This is a genomic window from Hydrogenophaga sp. 2FB, from assembly GCF_005503365.1.
Taxonomy (GTDB): Bacteria; Pseudomonadota; Gammaproteobacteria; order Burkholderiales; family Burkholderiaceae_C; genus Hydrogenophaga.
The window spans coordinates 21,608-39,227 of record NZ_SCML01000031.1; the positions used below are offsets into that span (position 1 = coordinate 21,608).

General features: G+C 67.7%; 17 protein-coding genes. 14 read left to right on the top strand and 3 right to left on the bottom strand.

What is annotated here, in order from left to right; all coding sequences use genetic code 11:
- Positions 1 to 114: 114 nt before the first annotated feature.
- The gene (pdxR, locus tag FFS09_RS18225) at positions 115 to 1,536 is read right to left on the bottom strand and encodes a MocR-like pyridoxine biosynthesis transcription factor PdxR (protein WP_137920321.1); all 1,422 of its coding nucleotides are present in this window, start codon (positions 1,534 to 1,536) and stop codon (positions 115 to 117) included.
- Between the two features lie 66 nt (positions 1,537 to 1,602).
- Between pdxR and FFS09_RS18230 the strand changes: the two genes are divergently transcribed.
- Positions 1,603 to 2,238 (top strand): FMN-dependent NADH-azoreductase, encoded by a 636-nt coding sequence (locus FFS09_RS18230; protein WP_137920322.1) that lies wholly within the window; start codon positions 1,603 to 1,605, stop codon positions 2,236 to 2,238.
- 4 nt (positions 2,239 to 2,242) lie between these two features.
- Here FFS09_RS18230 and FFS09_RS18235 read toward each other — a convergent pair whose 3' ends face one another.
- Positions 2,243 to 3,211, bottom strand: coding sequence for a LysR family transcriptional regulator (locus FFS09_RS18235; protein WP_137920323.1), 969 nt, complete (start codon positions 3,209 to 3,211; stop codon positions 2,243 to 2,245).
- A gap of 122 nt (positions 3,212 to 3,333) precedes the next feature.
- Here FFS09_RS18235 and FFS09_RS18240 point away from each other — a divergent pair, with 122 nt between their 5' ends.
- From FFS09_RS18240 to FFS09_RS18285, 10 genes are all read left to right on the top strand, one after another.
- The gene (locus FFS09_RS18240) at positions 3,334 to 4,323 is read left to right on the top strand and encodes a tripartite tricarboxylate transporter substrate-binding protein (protein ID WP_137920324.1); all 990 of its coding nucleotides are present in this window, start codon (positions 3,334 to 3,336) and stop codon (positions 4,321 to 4,323) included.
- 2 nt (positions 4,324 to 4,325) lie between these two features.
- Positions 4,326 to 4,892 (top strand): 4-hydroxylaminobenzoate lyase, encoded by a 567-nt coding sequence (locus tag FFS09_RS18245; protein WP_137920325.1) that lies wholly within the window; start codon positions 4,326 to 4,328, stop codon positions 4,890 to 4,892.
- The gene (locus FFS09_RS18250) at positions 4,889 to 5,590 is read left to right on the top strand and encodes a nitroreductase (protein WP_137920326.1); all 702 of its coding nucleotides are present in this window, start codon (positions 4,889 to 4,891) and stop codon (positions 5,588 to 5,590) included. Before FFS09_RS18245 ends, FFS09_RS18250 begins: the two co-directional genes overlap by 4 nt.
- Before the next feature lie 101 nt (positions 5,591 to 5,691).
- Positions 5,692 to 6,225: a MarR family winged helix-turn-helix transcriptional regulator gene (locus FFS09_RS18255; protein WP_137920327.1), complete on the top strand. Its 534-nt coding sequence runs from the start codon at positions 5,692 to 5,694 to the stop codon at positions 6,223 to 6,225.
- 90 nt (positions 6,226 to 6,315) lie between these two features.
- The gene (locus FFS09_RS18260; RefSeq protein ID WP_252374420.1) at positions 6,316 to 7,515 is read left to right on the top strand and encodes a multidrug effflux MFS transporter; all 1,200 of its coding nucleotides are present in this window, start codon (positions 6,316 to 6,318) and stop codon (positions 7,513 to 7,515) included.
- Between the two features lie 54 nt (positions 7,516 to 7,569).
- Positions 7,570 to 8,001, top strand: a complete 432-nt coding sequence (locus FFS09_RS18265; RefSeq protein ID WP_137920328.1) for an ankyrin repeat domain-containing protein — start codon at positions 7,570 to 7,572, stop codon at positions 7,999 to 8,001.
- Positions 8,002 to 8,085: 84 nt separating this feature from the next.
- The gene (locus tag FFS09_RS18270) at positions 8,086 to 9,342 is read left to right on the top strand and encodes an Hsp70 family protein (RefSeq protein WP_137920329.1); all 1,257 of its coding nucleotides are present in this window, start codon (positions 8,086 to 8,088) and stop codon (positions 9,340 to 9,342) included.
- A 75-nt stretch (positions 9,343 to 9,417) separates the two neighbouring features.
- Positions 9,418 to 10,137, top strand: coding sequence for an endonuclease/exonuclease/phosphatase family protein (locus FFS09_RS18275; RefSeq protein WP_137920330.1), 720 nt, complete (start codon positions 9,418 to 9,420; stop codon positions 10,135 to 10,137).
- A complete protein-coding gene (clsB, locus tag FFS09_RS18280) occupies positions 10,134 to 11,345 on the top strand; it encodes a cardiolipin synthase ClsB (protein ID WP_137920331.1) in 1,212 nt (403 codons plus the stop codon). Before FFS09_RS18275 ends, clsB begins: the two co-directional genes overlap by 4 nt.
- Positions 11,342 to 12,331: a lysylphosphatidylglycerol synthase domain-containing protein gene (locus FFS09_RS18285; RefSeq protein ID WP_137920332.1), complete on the top strand. Its 990-nt coding sequence runs from the start codon at positions 11,342 to 11,344 to the stop codon at positions 12,329 to 12,331. Before clsB ends, FFS09_RS18285 begins: the two co-directional genes overlap by 4 nt.
- A gap of 29 nt (positions 12,332 to 12,360) precedes the next feature.
- Here the strand turns inward: FFS09_RS18285 and FFS09_RS18290 are convergent, their stop codons facing one another.
- The gene (locus tag FFS09_RS18290) at positions 12,361 to 15,945 is read right to left on the bottom strand and encodes an indolepyruvate ferredoxin oxidoreductase family protein (RefSeq protein ID WP_137920333.1); all 3,585 of its coding nucleotides are present in this window, start codon (positions 15,943 to 15,945) and stop codon (positions 12,361 to 12,363) included.
- Between the two features lie 226 nt (positions 15,946 to 16,171).
- Between FFS09_RS18290 and FFS09_RS18295 the strand changes: the two genes are divergently transcribed.
- The 3 genes from FFS09_RS18295 to FFS09_RS18305 all read left to right on the top strand — a co-directional run bounded on the left by FFS09_RS18295 (position 16,172) and on the right by FFS09_RS18305 (position 17,612).
- Entirely contained in the window at positions 16,172 to 16,624 is a 453-nt protein-coding gene (locus FFS09_RS18295; protein ID WP_137920334.1) for an Lrp/AsnC family transcriptional regulator, read from the top strand.
- Positions 16,625 to 16,751: 127 nt separating this feature from the next.
- On the top strand, positions 16,752 to 17,399 hold the full coding sequence (locus FFS09_RS18300; protein ID WP_137920335.1) for a phosphoribosyltransferase: 648 nt from the start codon (positions 16,752 to 16,754) through the stop codon (positions 17,397 to 17,399).
- Between the two features lie 27 nt (positions 17,400 to 17,426).
- Complete coding sequence (locus FFS09_RS18305; protein ID WP_137920336.1) at positions 17,427 to 17,612, top strand: DUF6496 domain-containing protein; 186 nt, start codon at positions 17,427 to 17,429, stop codon at positions 17,610 to 17,612.
- Positions 17,613 to 17,620 lie beyond the last annotated feature (8 nt).

A 17,620-nucleotide genomic window follows, 5' to 3' on the forward strand; every position in this document is an offset into this window, starting at 1 on the left:
ATCCTTGAAGTGCTGTTGTGGAAGGACGCCATCGTGCCGAATCATGGCCCTGTCAGAAAGAACCAAGATGGGTGTTTTTGACTGGTCCATGATGCATCTCTCGCGGGCACGTTCCTACAGCAGGGTCAGGATCCGCCTGCCGAGTTTTTCGGCGCCCGCCCGGGCATCGATGTTCGTGAAACCGAGCAGCAGGGCCGAGTCCACCGCCGAGTCCATCGCCCAGTCCGACAGCGCCTCCGCATACAGGCCGGCGTCTCTCAGGCGTGCCACCAGCCGGCGATCGGAGCGGCGTGCCTTCAAGCGCAGAACCAGGTGCATGCCGCCCGGCGGTGCGTCGATCGTCATGTGCCGCCCCAGCACGCTTGAGAGGCCCGCCGTCGCCGCCGCCCGGCGTTCGCCATAGAGCTTGCGCATGCGCTGGACATGGCGCGCGAAGTGCCCCTCCTGGATGAACGCGGTGACGATCGCCTGCGTGAGCGCCGGACTGCCGCTGGCAAAGACCTCGCTGACTTGCTCGAAGCGCTCCACCAGCGAAGGCGGCACGACCAGGTAGGCCAGCCGGATGCCCGGAAACAGCACCTTGCTGAACGTGCCGGCGTAGAGCACGCGGCCCTCACGGTCCAGGCTCTTGAGCGCGGGCAGCGGGCGGCTGACATAGCGGTACTCGCCGTCGTAGTCGTCCTCGACGATCCAGGCCTGGGCCTGCGCGGCCCAGTCCAGCAAAGCCTGGCGGCGGGGCAGCGACAAGGACACGCACAGCGGACTCTGGTGCGCCGGCGTCACCACGGCCGCGCGCGCGCGTGGCGCCACTTTCATGCCATGGGCCACCACCATGCCCTCGCCATCCACCGGCACCGGCACGGCGGTGATGCGCCGGCCCGCCAGCAGCTCCCGGGTGGGTGGGTAGCCCGGGTCTTCCAGCCAGACGCGATCGCCTTCCTTCAGCAAGGCATGGGCGATCAGTTCCATGCTCTGGCGGTAGCCCGAGGTCACGAACACCTGCGATGGCGCGCAGGCGATGCCGCGCGAGACCTGCAGATAGGCGGCGATCTCGGCGCGCAATGCGGGCAGGCCCTGCACGGGCGGGTGTGCCATGTCGGCGGCCTGGGTGGATCGAACACAGCGCGCGCCCAGGCGCGCCCAGATCTTGCGGGGAAATGCGTCCAGCGCCGGCAGGCCCATCTGGAACGGCAGGATCGAATCGGGTCTGAAACCCGCCGCGGCGATGCCGCTGCGGGCCGCGGGTGCTGGCAAGGCCACGGGCATCCGCGGCTTGAGGCCCGGCGTCACGATGGTGCCGGCCTGACCGCGCGCCTGGATGTAGCCCTCGGCGCTCAACAAGGCATACGCCGCCTCGACGGTGCCCCGGGCCAGGCCCAGTTCGGTCATCAGCGCGCGCGCCGACGGGATCCGGTCGCCCGGTTTCAGCACGCCACGGTTGATGGCGCCCCGAAACCGTTCGTGGATCTGGCGGTACAAGGGTTCGTTGGACGACGGGTCCAGTGGCGACAGGGGGCTGGGTGGTCTGTTTTTCATGGCCTATTCATCTTATCGATTCATGGATCTTTCGGATGGTCCATGAAAGACCAAGAATGCCGCTCCATGAACATCCTCCACATCAGCTGCAGCCCGCGCGGTCCAGCCTCCGAAAGCCGCCGGCTCGCCCGGCAGATCATTGAGCACCTGCGGCGCGCCGACCCCACGGCGGTGCTGGTCGAGCGGGTGCTGGACCCCACCGTGGTGCCGCACGTCGATGGCGACTACGCCACGGCGCTGGGTACCTCGCAGGCCACAGCCGACGAGGCCCGTGGTACCGGCAGCATGGCCACGTCGGAGGTGCTGATCCGGGAGCTGGAGCGCGCCGACGTGTTGGTCATCGGCACGCCCATGCACAACTTCACCGTGCCTTCCGCGTTGAAGGCGTGGATCGACCACATCGTTCGCGTGCGCCGCACGTTCGACATGGGCAGAGAAGGCAAGGTCGGCGCACTGCGCGACCGCCCCGTGTTCGTCGCGGTGTCCTCGGGCGGCGCTTATGCCGGGGACCGCGCGCGCCAGCCCGATTTCCTGACGCCGTACCTCCAGGCGGTTCTGGCCGTCATCGGTCTGCGCGATGTGAGGTTCTTCTCCGTGGAAGGCACCGGCGCTGGCGCGGATGCCCTGGTGCGTGCCCGGTCGCGGTCCGAGCAGGCGCTTCAGGCGCACTTCGCGGCGGCGCACCCGCGCGCGCTGGCCTGAGCGGCTACGCCACCTTGTCCGCCGCGCGCGCCACGCAGTCCTGCAGCCACACGTGCGCGGGGTCGTGGTCGTTGCGGCTGTGCCAGACCGCGCGGAAGGTCGACAGCGCGGAGGGGTAGGGCGGCGGGCGCATCAGCAACTCGCCGGCGGCGGCCAGGTCCCGGGCCAGCGACGACGGCATGATGGACAGCATGTCGCTGCCGCGCAGCAAAGCCGGAATCGCCAGCGAATGCGGCACGGTGGCGCGGTAGCGGGGCGCCGCGCCCACGGCGGACAGGGCTTCTTCGAGCGCCTGGCGGTCGAACATCTCGGCCTGCCGCGCCAGACCTCGCTCCAGGATGAAGCCGCCCACCGCACCTTCTTCCTGCCCGCCCACCGACACCGTCACCAGGGGGTAGCGCGCGAGGTCTTGCAAGGCCAGCTTGCGGCGCGCGGCGGGGTGACCCTTGCGCATCACGATCAGCTCACCCTGCGTCATCAGCGTGCGCGAACTCAACCGCGAGGGCACCTGCGCGAAGATGCCCACCGCGAGATCGATGCGGCCCACGTCGATCTGCTCCGCCAGGTCGAGGCGCGTGGACGGGCGGATCACGAGATCGATGCCCGGCGCCTCCACCATCATCAGGCGGCTCAGCTCCGCCACCATCACCGCGGTCAGGTGGTCGTTGGCGGCGATCACGAAGCGGCGCGCCGACCTGCCCGGGTCAAACGGCTCCACCCCCAGCGTCGCCTCGATGCGGCGCAACGCGTCGCGCAGTTCATCGGCCATGGCAACGGCGCGGGCCGTCGGCACCATGCCCTTGGCGGTGCGCACGAACAGCTCGTCACCGACCACCTCGCGCAGGCGCGTGAGCGCATGGCTTACCGCCGACTGGCTCAGGTTCAGCCGCTTGCCGGCGCGCAGCAGATTGCGGTCTTCGTGCACCGCGTCGAACACCTTGATCAGGTTCAGGTCGATGCGTCCGATGCTCATGCGGGGCCCTTTTCATATTGCATGGCGTGCATTGTGCTCTTGCAAAACCAGCGCTTCCATTCAAGTTGGCGGATGGCGATCATCCAACCCATCACCCACCCCGAAACCTGACGGAGCCCCACATGAACACCCTCTCACGTCGACACTTTGGCGCTGGCGGCCTAGCGACACTGGCCGCCGCGGCCTGGCCCATGGCCACCTGGGCGCAGGCCTCCGGATCGCCCCGCCGGCTCATCGTCGGTTACCCCGCGGGCGGCACGCTGGACCAGACCGCGCGCCGCGTGGCCGAGGCCTGGCGCAAGGCCGGCACGACCTTCATCGTGGACAACCGATCGGGCGCCGCGGGCCGCCTCGCCAATTCACAGCTCAAGCGCGAGCGCGGCGACGGCAACACGCTGCTGTGCACGCACACCTCGGCGCTGAGCATCTACCCGCACGTCTACACCAAGCTCATGTACGACGCCGTGGCGGATTTCGTGCCCATCACACCCGTGGTGTCGGCGACCTGTGCGCTGGCCATCAGCAACGCCGTGCCCCCGTCCGTCAAGACGCTGGCCGACTATGCGAAGTGGGTGCAGCAATCACCCGACCGCGCCATGTACGCCTCGCCAGCGGCCGGCTCCATGGCGCACTTTCTGGGCTTCCAGTTCTCCGAGGCGGCCCACCTCAAGCTGCAGCACGTCGGATACCGCGGGTCCGCGCCCGCCATGAACGACATGCTGGGTGGCCAGATCCCCGCCTACATGGGCTTCGTCGCCGACTTCCTGCCCTACATGCAGAGCGGCAAGCTGCGCATCCTGGCCGTGAGCGGCGAGAAGCGTTCGCGCTTCATGCCCGGCGTGCCGACCTTTCCCGAGCAAGGCCACGGCGCGATCACCGGCATCGAGAGCTACGGCATCTTCGCGCCGCCCGGCACGCCCGAGGCCATGGTGAAGACGCTGCACGACGAGGTGCTGGCGTCCACCCGCGACCAGACGCTGGTGGCCGGGTTCGAGGAGGTCGGCCTGGAGCTGTTCACGCTCACGCCGAAGGCCTACGAGCGCTACATCCAGACGGAACGCGACAAATGGGGCCCGGTGGTGCGGGCCTCGGGCTTCAAATCGGAGGAATGACCATGCCGCACGACAGCCATGACGACCGCGAAGAACTGATCCGGCGCAGCATCGCCTTTCTGGGCGAGGTGAAGGACATGACCGCGGGAACGGAGGTGGAGCGTTGGCTGAACACCGTCCACGGCCCCGGCAGCGAGGTGTATGACAACCTCGCGCGCCTGGTGGAGGCCGGTGTGCGCGATGGCTGGGCCGCCAACGTCGAGATCAGCGGCCCCCACTACCGCCGCAGCCGCATCCTGGAGCCCTCGGAGCGCACGCACTGGTTCAGCATCACCGCCGTGTACATGGACAGCACCGGGAACACACAGGGCAACCCGGGCCACACCTTTCGTGGCCAGTACCACGCCCACCCCTACGGAGAACTGAACATGGTGATTCCCCTCAACCCCGGCGCCGCGCTGGCCGGCCCGAACGGCTGGTGCGAAGCGGGCTGGACGGCACCCGGCCCCGGCAGCCACCACTACCCCGAGGCCCGGGGCGGCGCGGTGATCGCGCTCTTCTATCTGCCGGCCGGACGCATCGCCTACCACCCGCCACCGACGGAAACGCGCGCGGAGGCGGCCACATGACGGGCACACGCACAGAAGACACCACGCGCGTGGTCGACGGGGTGCTGCGCGCGCGCCGCAGCCTGCGCGCCTTCCGTCCCGACCCGGTGCCACGCGCTCTGCTGGAGGACATCCTGGACGTGGCTTCCAGCGCGCCCAGCAACTCCAACACCCAGCCGTGGCGGGTCCACGTGCTGGCCGGCGCGGCCAAGGATGCGATCGGCGACGCGCTGGTGGCCGCCTTCCGCGACAACAGCCTGCCACCGTCGCCCCACTTTCCCGAGCCGCTGCCCGAGGAGCATGCCCAGCGTCAGCGGGACTTTGGCGCGACGTACTACCGGACCCTGGGCATCGACATCGCCGACATGGCGAGCCGGATGCGGCAGACCGAGAAGAACTTCCACTTCTTCGGCGCGCCGGTCGGTCTGATCTTCACCATCGACCGCCGTCTGGCGCCACACAGCTGGCTGGACCTGGGCCTGCTGGTGCAGAACGTGATGATTGCGGCCACCGCGCGTGGCCTGGGCACCTGCCCGCAGGTCTCGTTCGCCCGCTTCCATCCGGTCCTCGCGCAGCACCTGGCGATGACCGAGCACGAGGTGACGGTGTGCGGCATGTCCCTGGGTTACCCGGAGGCGGAGGCGGCCGTCAACCGCATGGCGATGCCCCGCCGCGCGCCGCGCGACTTCGCCAACTTCGAGGGCTTCATGGCGCCCTGACGGGCCCGCCCGACCGTGCCGCCGGGGCAATTCCAAGAGGAATCAAGGGTTTCCCCTTGGTTTTTTCGGCCAGGTTTTCCTTTTGCGGGAAAATACTTGGCATGCAAACCAATTCGACGGACCCCCTCGGCAGCGATCCTGCTCAAGCCCGCGCCCGTTTTGGTTCCTTGCTGGGCGGTGTTTACCGCCAGTGGCGGCGGCAGGTCGATCTGAGCTTCAAGGACCTGGGCTTGTCCGACGCCACGCGGCTGCCCTTGCTGGCCTTGCATGTGCACCCCGGCGCGCACATGCGCCAGAAAGACCTGGCGCAGGCCCTCCACCTCGACACCTCTTCCCTGGTGCGCGTGCTCGCGCAGCTGCGGGATGCGGGGTATGTGGACTGGGAATTCCACGCGGACGACCGGCGCGCGAAATGCATCGCGCTGACCGACCTGGGACGCGAGGTTGCCTCGCAGATCGTGGCCAAGAGCCTTGAGATCGAACGCTCGATCCTGTCCGACCTCACGCCAGAAGAGCTGGCGGTGACGCGGCGCACGCTGGAAAAGATGTCGCGGCGCTTCGAAGCGCTGAGCGACCCGAACCCGGGTGACGGCGGTCCGGCCCACCCATCCAAGACACCACCTTCTAGACGGTAACCAGCAGATGAAGTCAAAAGATTCGCCCCATGTGAGGGTGGGTTTCGCCCGGATCCGCCCGCTGTGCATGCAACCGGTGCGCGCGGCGTCATGAGTTCACCGGCTTCTCCTTCCGGGCCCACACGAGGCGCGCCGCTGTGGCTGCTGGTGCTGGTGACGCTCAGCGGCACCATGGCCATGCACATCTTCGTCCCGGCACTGCCGGTGGCGGGGCAGGCGCTGGGCGCGTCCGCGTCGAGCATGCAGCAGACCATCACGCTCTATGTGCTGGGGCTGGCGGTCGGGCAGCTCCTTTACGGCCCGATCTCGGACGCCACCGGCCGGCGACCGACCCTGCTGCTGGGGCTCGTGATCTATCTGGCGGCCAGCGTGGTCGCCTTGTTCGCGACCTCGGTGGACGTGCTGTCGGCGGCCCGCTTGCTGCAGGCGGTGGGTGGCGCCGCCGGCCTTTCCCTGGGGCGCGCCATCGTTCGCGACACCGCGAGCCCGGCCCGGGTCATGAAAGACCTGGCGTTGCTCAACCTGCTGTCGCTGGTGGGCCCGGGGCTTTCGCCTGTTGTCGGCGCGTACCTGGCCGACCATTTCGGCTGGCGTTCGATCTATGTGTTTCTCGTGGTGTTTGGCTGTGCGGCGTTGGTGTTCACCGTGTGGCGCTTGCCGGAAACCAACGGGGAGCTGCGGGCCTTGAAAGTCCGCACCGTCTCCAGCGGCTACTTGCAACTGTTCTTCAACCGCCGTTTCGCGGGTTTCACGCTGGGCGGTGCCTGTTGCACCACCGTGCTGTTCCCCTACCTCGCCACCGTGGCCTACATCGTGCATGAGCAGATGGGTCTGCCCATTCGCACCATCGGCTGGTTCGCGGCCATCACCATCGCGGGCGCCGGTCTGGGCACCTTGTTGACCCGGCGCTTCTCGGGCTCCAGGCCGGCGGAGCTCTTTCTCATGATCGGTGTGGGCTTGCAGATCGCCATGGCGGTGCTGTTTCTGGTGGTGTACGGCCTGGGCTGGTTGTCCCCGGCATGGTTGGTGGGCATCACCGTCACCATGACCATGGGCTCGGGCATCGCCAGCCCCGCCGCCCTGTCACGCTCCCTGGCCGTGGTGCCATCGCTGGCGGGTTCGGCGGCCGGCGTCTATGGATTCACCCAGATGACGGTGGGTGCGCTCGGCAGCTTCGTGGTCGGCTACGGAAGCGACCCGGTGGTCGCCTGCGCGCTCACGCAATTCGCGCTCGCCACGATCGCGTTGGGCTGCTTCAAATGGGCGCAGCCCCGCGCCAGCGTTCCTTGAAGTGACCCGGGCGCCTGCGTACACTCCCACACCCTGCCACAAACACTGCCCCACGTGACCGATTGGAAAACCCAGCAAATGATCAAGGCCTCCGGCTGGCCGCTGGCGCCGGAGCTGCTGGCGCCGGACGCCGACTTCAACGCCCGGCTCGAAGGCGGTCTGGTGCCCTTGCACTGGGCCTGCGCCGAAGGCAAGGCCGGGGTGGTGAAGTACATGATCGAGCACGGTGCCAACGTGCTGGACGTGGCCGACGATTTCGGCCGCACACCCTTGTCGATGGCGATGCGCTCCGGCAGCTTTCAAACCGTGATGCTCGTGATCGACCGCCTCAAGGCCATCGGTGCGCCGCCCGCCGATGAGGCGCTGAAGAAGCACCTCACGAAACTGTTCAGCCACAGCCATGCCGATGCGAAAAACCGTTTGCTGCAGACGCTGAAGGACTGGGACCGCATCGCGAGGAAGGCGCCGCCGCCCCCGCCGAACTGACGGCGGCCAACGCTGGCAGAATCCCCGGTCCTCGACGGCGCCGCCTGCCGGCACCGTTGCGCTTCTCCCTCACGCCCACCCACCATGCAATCTCCGCCCGCCGGCATGCTCGGCATCGACTTCGGCACGTCCAACTCCGGCGTGTCCTGGGCCGCGCCCGGCGGCACGGCGCGCCTGCTGCCTCTGGAGGGCGAGGCCACGTCCATGCCGACGGCGGTGTTCTTCAATGCCGAAGACCGCCTCACCCACTTCGGGCGCGACGCCATCGCGCAGTACCTCAGCGGCACCGAGGGGCGCTTGCTGCGTTCGCTCAAGAGCCTGCTGGGCAGCCCCTTGCTGAACGAATCCACGGTGGTCAACCACGAGCAGATCAGCTTTCAGAAGATCGTGGAAATCTTCCTGAACCAGTTGCGCGAGCGTGCGGCGCAGGCGCTGGGCCAGGCGCCGCGCCGCGTGGTGATGGGCCGACCGGTGCATTTCGTCGACGACGACCCGGCGCGCGACGCGCAGGCCCAGCAGTCGCTGCACGATGCGGCGCTGGCCGTGGGTTTTGACGACGTGTCGTTCCAGCTCGAACCCATCGCCGCCGCGCTGGACCACGAGCGCCGCCTCACGCACGAGAGCCTGGTGCTGGTGGTGGACCTGGGGGGCGGCACGTCGGACTTCACCGTGGTGCGCCTGGGCCCGCAGCGCATGGCGCGAACCGACCGCGCCAGCGACGTGCTGGCCACGTCCGGCGTGCACATCGGCGGCACCGACTTCGATCACCGCCTGAGCCTGGGCCAGGTGATGCCGCTGCTCGGTTACCGGCACCACGGGCCGGACGGCCGCGAGGTGCCCAACCGCGTGTTCATGGACCTGTCCACCTGGCATCTGATCCAGTGGCTGTACCTGCCCCGCGCGCTCAGCCAGGCGCAGGCGCTGCGCACCAACTACACCGACCAGCGCCTGCACCAGCGGCTGATGCGCGTGCTGCAACAGCGCGACGGCCACCGCATCGCGCACGAGGTGGAGCAGGCCAAGATCCGTTGCTCGCAGCACGAAGCCGAGACGGTGGTGGACCTCTCGGGCGTGGAGCCCGGCCTGGCCGCGCCGCTCGCTCCCGCCGACATGGCGGAACACCTGGGCGTCCTGCTCACGCGCACGGTGCACTGCGCGCGCGAATGCGTGCGGCGCGCCGGCCTGCAGGACACCGCGCTGGACGCGATCTACCTCACGGGCGGTTCGTCGGCCCTGCGGCCGTTCCAGCACGCGCTGCAGCGCGCGTTCAAGGACGTGCCGCTGGTCGAGGGCGATCTGTTCGGCGGTGTGGCCTCTGGGCTGGCTTACTCGCGGGTGTGACATTCGCGGGGATGAACGGCGCGGAATGCGCGTTTGTCTGACATAGGGGGTTGCCGGCCCGACCTAGCATGCAGCATGCAGGTCCTCACCGTGAACATCCACAAGGGATACGACGTCTTCAACAGCAAGTTCGTGTTGCACGGGTTGCGCGAAGCGGTGCGCGCGGTCGGCAGCGACGTGGTGTTCCTGCAAGAGGTCAACGGCGGCAGTGGGGCCAGTGCCGCGCAATACGAGTTTCTCGCCGACCAGATCTGGCCGCAGCACGCCTACGGCCGCAACGCCGTGGCCGAGGGGCTGGACCATGGCAACGCGGTGATGTCGCGGTACCCGGTGCTGCACAACGAGAACCACGATCTGTCGATCGATGGCTTCGAGCCGCGCGGCATGCTGCATTGCGTGCTGGCCGTGCCCGACAGGGGGCCCGAAATGCATGTGATGTGCGTGCACCTGGGGCTGCGCGAATCGCACCGACGCCGGCAACTGGCCCGGATCTGCGACATCGTGAGCCGCCACGTGCCGGACGATGCGCCGCTGGTGGTGGCCGGTGACTTCAACGACTGGCGCCTGAAGGCCGATGCGCTGCTCGCGCCCAGCGGCCTGCGCGAGGTGTTTCGCCAGGCGCATGGCCAGCACGCGCGCAGTTTTCCTTCGCGCTGGCCGTTGCTGCGGCTGGACCGCATCTATGTCCGGGGCGTGGGCTACGCCGCACCGGTGCCCCTGGCACGCCGTCCCTGGGACCGGCTGTCGGACCACGCGCCGCTGGCCGCCGACATCGCGCTGGAGGCCGCGCCATGAACTCGCATTGGGTGCCTGGCAACCGCGTCACGCTGCTGGAGAACGGTGAGGGCTACTACCCACGCGTCTTCGAGGCCATTGCCAGCGCCGAGAAAGAGGTGCTGCTGGAGACCTTCATCCTGTTCGACGACAAGGTCGGGCGCCAGCTGCACGAGGCCTTGCTCAAGGCCGCGCGGCGCGGCGCGCAGGTGCACGTGCTGGTGGACGGCTGGGGCTCGCCCGGATTTCCGGCCTCGTTCACCGAGCCGCTGCTGGAGGCGGGTGTGAAGTTGCGCGCCTTCGAGCCGGTGCAACGCGTGCTGGGCGCGCGCGTCAACCTGCTGCGCCGCATGCACAACAAGATCGTGGTCGTGGACGGCCGGGTGGCCTTCGTCGGTGGCATCAACTACTCGATCGACCATCTGGTGGAGTTCGGCGAGCTGTCCAAGCAGGACTACGCGGTCGAGGTCACGGGGCCGCTGGTGGGACAGATCCAGGCCTTCTGCCGCGCCAACATCGACACGCCGCAACCCACGCGCGGCCAATGGCTGCGGCGCTGGCGCGCGAGCCTGCGCCGCAAGGGCGTGGCCGAGTTGACCGGTGAGGGTGCGCTGGCCGCCTTCGTCACGCGCGACAACAACGAGCACCGCACCGACATCGAGCGCCACTACCGCGCCGCGATCCGCAGCGCGCGAAAGCGCGTCCTGATCGCCAACGCGTACTTCTTTCCGGGCTACCGCTTCCTGCGCGACCTGCGCGGCGCGGCACGCCGGGGCGTGCAGGTCGATCTGTTCCTGCAAGGCCGGCCCGACATGCTGTGGGTGAAGCGGGCGAGCGAGCTGCTCTACCGCCACCTCATCCGCGCCGGCGTGCGCATCTACGAATACAACGAGCGGCCGCTGCACGGCAAGGTGGCCGTGGTGGACGACATCTGGGCAACGGTCGGTTCGAGCAACCTCGACCCCACCAGCCTCAGCCTGAACCTCGAAGCCAACGTGGTCGTGCGCGACGAAGCCTTCGCGCGCCACCTGCGCGAGCGCATCGACGATCTGCTGGAGACCTGCTGCCAGCGCGTGGAGCTGCCCACGCCCGGCAAGCTGCACTCGGCCTGGATCGCGGTGCGCAGCATGGTGGTGTTCCACGTGCTGCGCCGCTTCCCAGACTGGACGCGAAAGGCGTCCACGAAAGAGCCCCGTGTGGTGGCCATCGGCCCGGAGACCGCGCCATGAGTCCGGCGGCGCAGGGCGCGTGGCGCTGGTTCAAGCGCCTCGCGCCCTGGGTGTTGGCGGTGTTGGTGCTCTCGCTGGTGGCGCAACAGGCGCGCGCAGTCGACTGGCCAGCGGTCTGGACAGCGCTGCAGAATTTGTCGGCGACGCGGCTCGTCGTGGCCGTGGCGCTGGCGTTGTTGAGCTATGGGGTCTACGCCGGCTTTGACCTCGTCGGTCGCTATCTCACCGGTCACAAGCTGTTGGTGCCACGCACCCTGGGCACGGCCGCCATCTGCTACGTCTTCAACCTCAACTTCGGGGCGCTGGTGGGTGGCTTTGCGATGCGGCTGCGCCTCTACACCCGTTGGGGCCTGAACGCGGCGACCGTGGCCAAGGTGATCGGACTGAGCATGGTCACGAACTGGCTGGGCTACCTCTGGCTGGGGGGCGTGGTGCTGCTGTGGTGGCCGCCGCAGTTGCCCGGCGGGTGGGCGCAGAGTGACGCGGTGATGCGCACAGTCGGCGTGGTCATGATCGCGCTGGCGCTGGCCTACCTCGGCATGTGTGCGTGGTCGACTCGGCGCACGCTGCGCTGGCGTGATCACACGCTGGCTTTGCCGGGCGGCGCGTTGGCCGCCGCGCAGGCGCTCACCGGCGCGACGAGCTGGATGCTGATGGGCGGCATCATCTGGGTGTTGTTTGACGGGCGCGTGGCCTACCCCGTGGCGCTGGGGGCGTTGTTGATGGCGGCCGTGGCGGGCGTGGTCACGCACGTGCCCGCGGGCCTGGGGGTACTTGAAGCGGTGTTCGTGGTGGCGCTGGCGGGCGTCCTGCCGTCCACCGAGGTGCTGGCAGTGGTGCTGGCCTACCGCGCGATCTACTACCTGCTGCCGTTGGCGATCGCGTTGCCGGCATACATGTGGGCCGAGGCGGTGGCGCGCCGGCGTGGGTCGATGAAGGCCGCGACGCACAAAAAAAAGAGGGAGGCCGTTGCGCCTCCCTCCTGAGCCATCGGGCCGCCCCGACCACCTGAACCTCAACCCACCTTGCGCTGAACGTCGAGCGAGCCTTCAGGGTCAACGCCATTGAGTTCCTGCAACAACGCGGCCATGCGTTGACGGGCGTGTTGGGCCGCGCGTTCCTTGACGTGGCCGAATCCGCGCACCTCTTGCGGTAACCGTGCCAGTTCCAGCACCAGCGGGTGGTTGGCCGCATTGAGCTGCTGCATCGCCTGGGTGATGGCCTCGCGGTACTCGACGATCAGGGCGCGCTCCATGCGGCGCTCCGCCGTCTTGCCAAAGATGTCCAGCGCGGTGCCGCGCAGGAACTTGAGCCTGGCCAACAGCGGGAAGGCGTGCCCCATCCACGCGCCAAAGCGCCGCTTGACCAGATGCCCGTGCGCATCCGTCTTGCTGAGCATCGGTGGCGCGAGGTGGTAGGCGATGGTGTAGTCGCCCTCGAACTGGCGCGCCAACTGTTCCTTGAACTGCGGGTCCACATACAGACGGGCCACTTCGTACTCGTCCTTGTAGGCCATGAGCTTGAACAAGGCGGTGGCGACGGCTTTGCTCAGGCTGTCCGGCAGCCCTTTGGCCGCCACCTGTGCCGACACCGACTCGACGAAGCCGGTGTAGCTGCCCGCGTAGGCATCGTCCTGGTAGTCCGCCAGGAACTTGCGGCGGCGCTCCACCAACTGGTGCAGCGACTCGGGCATGTGCACCACGACCGCCTGCTCCATGCTGGCATGCAGCCGCGCGCTCTTCAGATCCACCGCCGCCACACGGCCCCAGTCAAACGCCTTCTGGTTGGACTTCACGGCCACGCCATTGAGTTCGATGGCTTTGAGAATCGAGGCCCGGTGCAGCGGGATCAAACCCTTCTGAAACGCATAGCCCAGCATGAACATGTTGGTGGCAATGGAGTCGCCCATCAGGCCCGTGGCCAACTGCGTGGCGTCCACCAGGTCGAAGTGGCCACCGGTGGCGTCGGCGAGCAACTGGTGCAGTTCCTGGGTGGGGAAGGTCCAGTCGCGGTCCTTGGCAAACTGGCCCGGGGGTTGTTCGTGGGCATTGACCACCGCCGTGGTGCGCACCGGGTGCGTCTTGCCGATGGCATCCGCGGACCCGGCGGTCAGGATGTCGCAACCCAGGATCAGATCGGCTTCACCGGTCGGGATGCGCTGCGCCTTGATCGCGGAAGCGGTCTGCGCCAGGCGCACGTGCGATGTGACCGAGCCGTTCTTCTGGCTCATGCCGGTCATGTCGAGCACGCTGGCACCGCGGCCTTCGAGGTGCGATGCCATGCCCAGCAAGGCCCCGATGGTGATCACGCCGGTGCCGCCGATGCCGGTGATGAGGATGTTGAAGTTGTCGCTGCCGCGCGGCTGCACGAACACCGGCTCGGGCAGGGTGGTGAAGTCGACTTCGGGCCGGGTGGCGGGCGCCACCGGCTTGCGCACTTTCGCTCCCTTGACGGTGACGAAGCTCGGGCAGAAGCCCTTCACGCAGGTGGTGTCCTTGTTGCAGCTGGACTGGTCGATCACGCGCTTGCGGCCGAGCGGTGTTTCCTTGGGCAGGAGAGAGGTGCAGTTCGACTGCACGCCGCAGTCCCCGCAGCCTTCGCACACCAGCTCGTTGATGAAGGTGCGTTCATCGGGATCGTGCATCTCGCCCTTCTTGCGGCGCCGCCGTTTTTCCGCGGCGCAGGTCTGGTCGTAGATGATGGCGCTCACGCCCTTGACCTCGCGCATCATGCGCTGCACGTCGTCCATCTTGCTGCGGTCGTGCACCTCGATGCCTGGCGGCAACACGTCACGGTCCGCATGTCGGCCGACATCTTCCGAGACGATGGCGATCTTCACCACGCCTTCCGCCGCCAGCTGCCGCGCCATGCCGGCCACATCGATCTGCCCGTCCACCGGTTGGCCGCCGGTCATGGCGACCGCGTCGTTGTAGAGAATCTTGTAGGTGATGTTGACCGGCGCCACGCGGCTGGCCGCGACCGAGGCGCGAATGGCGAGATAACCCGAGTGAAAGTAGGTGCCGTCGCCCAGGTTGGAGAACACGTGCGGCACCTTGCTGAAGCTGGCCGCGCCGATCCACGGCGCGCCTTCGCCGCCCATGTGCGTGGTGAGCTTGTTGAATTCGGGGTAGATGGCCGTGGCCATGACGTGGCAGCCAATGCCCGCGAGGGCGAAGCTGCCTTCGGGCACCTTGGTGCTGCTGTTGTGCGGGCAGCCCGAGCAGTAGTAGGCCGGGCGGGTCGGGGTGCCGATGCTGCGCTTGAGCACCTCTTCTTTCGCGTCCAGAAAGCTCAGCCGGGTCTTGATGAGGTCTTGCGTGTGGGTTTCGATCTGCAGACGGTGAATGCGCGCGGCGATCACGCGCGCGACCTGCGCCACGGAGAAGTCGGCCTTGGCGGGCAGCAGCCAGTCGCCACGGCCGCGCGCATTGCGCACGTTCCACTCGCCACGCTCGTCGAACTTGCCGATCACGCGCGGGCGCACATCCTCGCGCCAGTTGTAGAGCTGCTCCTTGAGCTGGTACTCGATGATCTGGCGCTTCTCTTCCACGATCAGCACCTCTTCCAGCCCTTGCGCGAATTCGCGCGTGACCTCGGGCTCCAGCGGCCAGGGCATGGCCACCTTCAGCACGCGAATGCCGATGTTGGCCGCGAGCTCGGGCGTGATGCCCAGTTCTTCCAGCGCCTCGAGCACGTCCATGTAGCTCTTGCCGCTGGCCACGATGCCCAGCCGCGCCCTGGGTGAATCGATGACGATGCGGTTGAGCTTGTTGGCGCGGGCGTACGCCATGGCGGCGTAGATCTTGTAGTCCTGCATCAACGCTTCCTGTTTGCGCGCCTGCACGCCCAGGGTGTCGGTCGAGAGCCGGCAGTTCAGGCCGCCTTCGGGCAGGTCGAAGTCGGCGGGAATGATCGTCTCCACCGCGAACGGGTCGGCGGCAATGGTGGCACTGCTCTCCACCGTGTCGGCCAGGGCCTTGAAACCGATCGGACAACCCGAGAAGCGCGACATGGCCCAGCCATGGATGCCCAGCTCGATGTATTCGGCCACGTTGCACGGGTACAGCACGGGGATCATGGCGGCCGCGAACACGTGGTCGCTCTGGTGCGGCAGCGTCGACGAGTAGGCGCCGTGGTCGTCGCCGGCGATGAGCAGCACGCCGCCATGGCGCGCCGTGCCTGCGTGGCTCATGTGCTTGAGCACGTCCACGCTGCGGTCCACGCCGGGGCCTTTGCCGTACCACAGGCCGAACACGCCGTCGTAGTCGGACTCGCCCAGCAGATGCACCTGCTGTGAACCCCAGACGGCGGTGGCGGCCAGGTCTTCGTTGACGCCGGGCACGAACTTGACGTGGTGAGGTTCCAGCCATGGGTGGGCGTGCCAGAAGGCCTCGTCCAGACCGCCCAGGGGCGAGCCGCGGTAGCCCGAGACGAAGCCGGCCGTGTTCAGGCCGGCGCGCTGGTCGCGCAGGCGCTGCACGATGCACAGCCGCACCAGGGCCTGGATGCCGCTGAGGTACACATTGCCTTCGGTGGCTTCGTACTTGTCGTCGAGCGTGGTGGGCCGCAGAGACACGGCGGAGGGAGAGGCGTGGGGCATGGCAGTCCTTTGGTGAGGCGATGGTTCCCGTTGCACGGGTGGTGCTTGGGCGTTGTCCGCGTTGCCGGGTAGGGCAACGAGGACTGAGAAACAGAACCGGTAAACCGGTTCAGGGTCGGCATCCGACGCACCTTGATTTTTCTGGATAGGCAGCCAAAAGAGGTTCTCTTTTTGGGCTCGTTTGCCAGAAAATCAGGAAAACTTTCTTTCAAATGGAGAAATGGCAGTGGATAGTCTCGATCTGAAAATCCTCTCCGTGCTGCAGCAGGACGGGCGGGCCAGTCTGCAGAGCATCAGCGAGAAGGTGGGTTTGAGCAGCACACCGTGCTGGACGCGCATCAAGCGCATGGAGGAGTCGGGCGTGATCGAGGGCTACACCGTGCGCCTTCGGCCCGAGGCGCTGGGCTTTCAGGACACGGTGCTGGTACAGGTCACGCTGGACAGCCACTCCGACAACACGCTGGAGAAGTTCGGCGAAATCCTGGCCTTGATTCCGGAGGTGCTGGAGTGTTACCTCGTCTCGGGCGACTGCGACTACCTGCTGCGGGTCGTGGTCAAGGACACCAAGGACTACGAACGCCTGCTGCGGGAGAAGTTCTACAAGATCAAGGGCCTTCGCCAGACCCGATCCAGCTTCGTGTTGCGGACCTTGAAGAAGGCGGACTTGCCGTTGGCCTGAGCCGTCTGTACGGCCTGCTGCAAGGCTTGCCGCAAGAGATTCGGGCGCGCTGTTCTGACGACGGACCGAGCCCCTTGATCGGTGATGGAAGGGGTGGTGGGAACGCGCGTTGCCGGGCGGATGGACCATGACGGACGCTCTGTTTCAGGACCGCCGCGGTGCGGGCCGCGCGTTGGCGCAACGCCTGAGCGGCTATGCGGACCGCCCGGATGTTCGGGTGCTGGCGCTGCCCCGCGGCGGGGTGCCGGTCGGTTTCGAAGTGGGCCAGGCACTGCACGCGCCGCTGGACGTTCTCGTGGTGCGCAAGCTGGGCGCGCCAGACCACGAAGAGCTGGCCCTGGGCGCGATCGCACCGGGTGTGTGCCACGTGAACCAACGTCTGGTGCAGGAGCTCTGCATCGACCCTGAAAGGCTCGACCGGATCGTCGAGCAGGAGCAGGTCGAACTGGCGCGGCGCGAGCGCCTGTACCGCGAAGGCAGGCCCCCGCTCGATGTGCACGGCGCTTGCGTGATCGTGGTCGACGATGGGCTGGCGACCGGCGCGACGATGCGCGCCGCCGTGCTGGCGCTGCGGGCGATGGCGCCCGCGCGCGTGGTGGTTGCGGTGCCTGTGGCCGCGCAAGACACGTGTGCCGCCTTGCGTTGCGAGGCGGACGAGGTGGTCTGCGTCGCCACACCCTATCCGTTCGTGGCCGTGGGCCTGTGGTACCGCGACTTTTCACAGACCAGTGACGACGAGGTGCGCGACCTGCTGGCGCAGGCCGCGTCGCCATGATGCAAACCTGCTCTTTAGGAGATGACCATGAACAAATACGGCCCCAAGGCGTCCGAGAAGGTCGAGAAGACCCTGCACGAAATGAAGGAAGGCAAGCTCAAGTCCGGCTCGGGCAAGAAGGTGACGAGCCGCAAACAGGCCATTGCGATCGGCCTGTCGGAGGCGCGCGAGGCGGGCGCCAAGGTGCCCAAGCGTTCTGCGAAGGCGCACTGACCTCGGCC

Excerpts from the sequence above, each read along its gene's own strand:
- pdxR (WP_137920321.1), bottom strand. The coding sequence starts at position 1,536 with ATGAAAAACAGACCACCCAGCCCCCTGTCGCCACTGGACCCGTCGTCC.
- FFS09_RS18230 (WP_137920322.1), top strand. The coding sequence starts at position 1,603 with ATGAACATCCTCCACATCAGCTGCAGCCCGCGCGGTCCAGCCTCCGAA.
- FFS09_RS18235 (WP_137920323.1), bottom strand. The coding sequence starts at position 3,211 with ATGAGCATCGGACGCATCGACCTGAACCTGATCAAGGTGTTCGACGCG.
- FFS09_RS18240 (WP_137920324.1), top strand. The coding sequence starts at position 3,334 with ATGAACACCCTCTCACGTCGACACTTTGGCGCTGGCGGCCTAGCGACA.
- FFS09_RS18245 (WP_137920325.1), top strand. The coding sequence starts at position 4,326 with ATGCCGCACGACAGCCATGACGACCGCGAAGAACTGATCCGGCGCAGC.
- FFS09_RS18250 (WP_137920326.1), top strand. The coding sequence starts at position 4,889 with ATGACGGGCACACGCACAGAAGACACCACGCGCGTGGTCGACGGGGTG.
- FFS09_RS18255 (WP_137920327.1), top strand. The coding sequence starts at position 5,692 with ATGCAAACCAATTCGACGGACCCCCTCGGCAGCGATCCTGCTCAAGCC.
- FFS09_RS18260 (WP_252374420.1), top strand. The coding sequence starts at position 6,316 with ATGAGTTCACCGGCTTCTCCTTCCGGGCCCACACGAGGCGCGCCGCTG.
- FFS09_RS18270 (WP_137920329.1), top strand. The coding sequence starts at position 8,086 with ATGCAATCTCCGCCCGCCGGCATGCTCGGCATCGACTTCGGCACGTCC.
- FFS09_RS18275 (WP_137920330.1), top strand. The coding sequence starts at position 9,418 with ATGCAGGTCCTCACCGTGAACATCCACAAGGGATACGACGTCTTCAAC.
- clsB (WP_137920331.1), top strand. The coding sequence starts at position 10,134 with ATGAACTCGCATTGGGTGCCTGGCAACCGCGTCACGCTGCTGGAGAAC.
- FFS09_RS18285 (WP_137920332.1), top strand. The coding sequence starts at position 11,342 with ATGAGTCCGGCGGCGCAGGGCGCGTGGCGCTGGTTCAAGCGCCTCGCG.
- FFS09_RS18290 (WP_137920333.1), bottom strand. The coding sequence starts at position 15,945 with ATGCCCCACGCCTCTCCCTCCGCCGTGTCTCTGCGGCCCACCACGCTC.
- FFS09_RS18300 (WP_137920335.1), top strand. The coding sequence starts at position 16,752 with ATGACGGACGCTCTGTTTCAGGACCGCCGCGGTGCGGGCCGCGCGTTG.
- FFS09_RS18305 (WP_137920336.1), top strand. The coding sequence starts at position 17,427 with ATGAACAAATACGGCCCCAAGGCGTCCGAGAAGGTCGAGAAGACCCTG.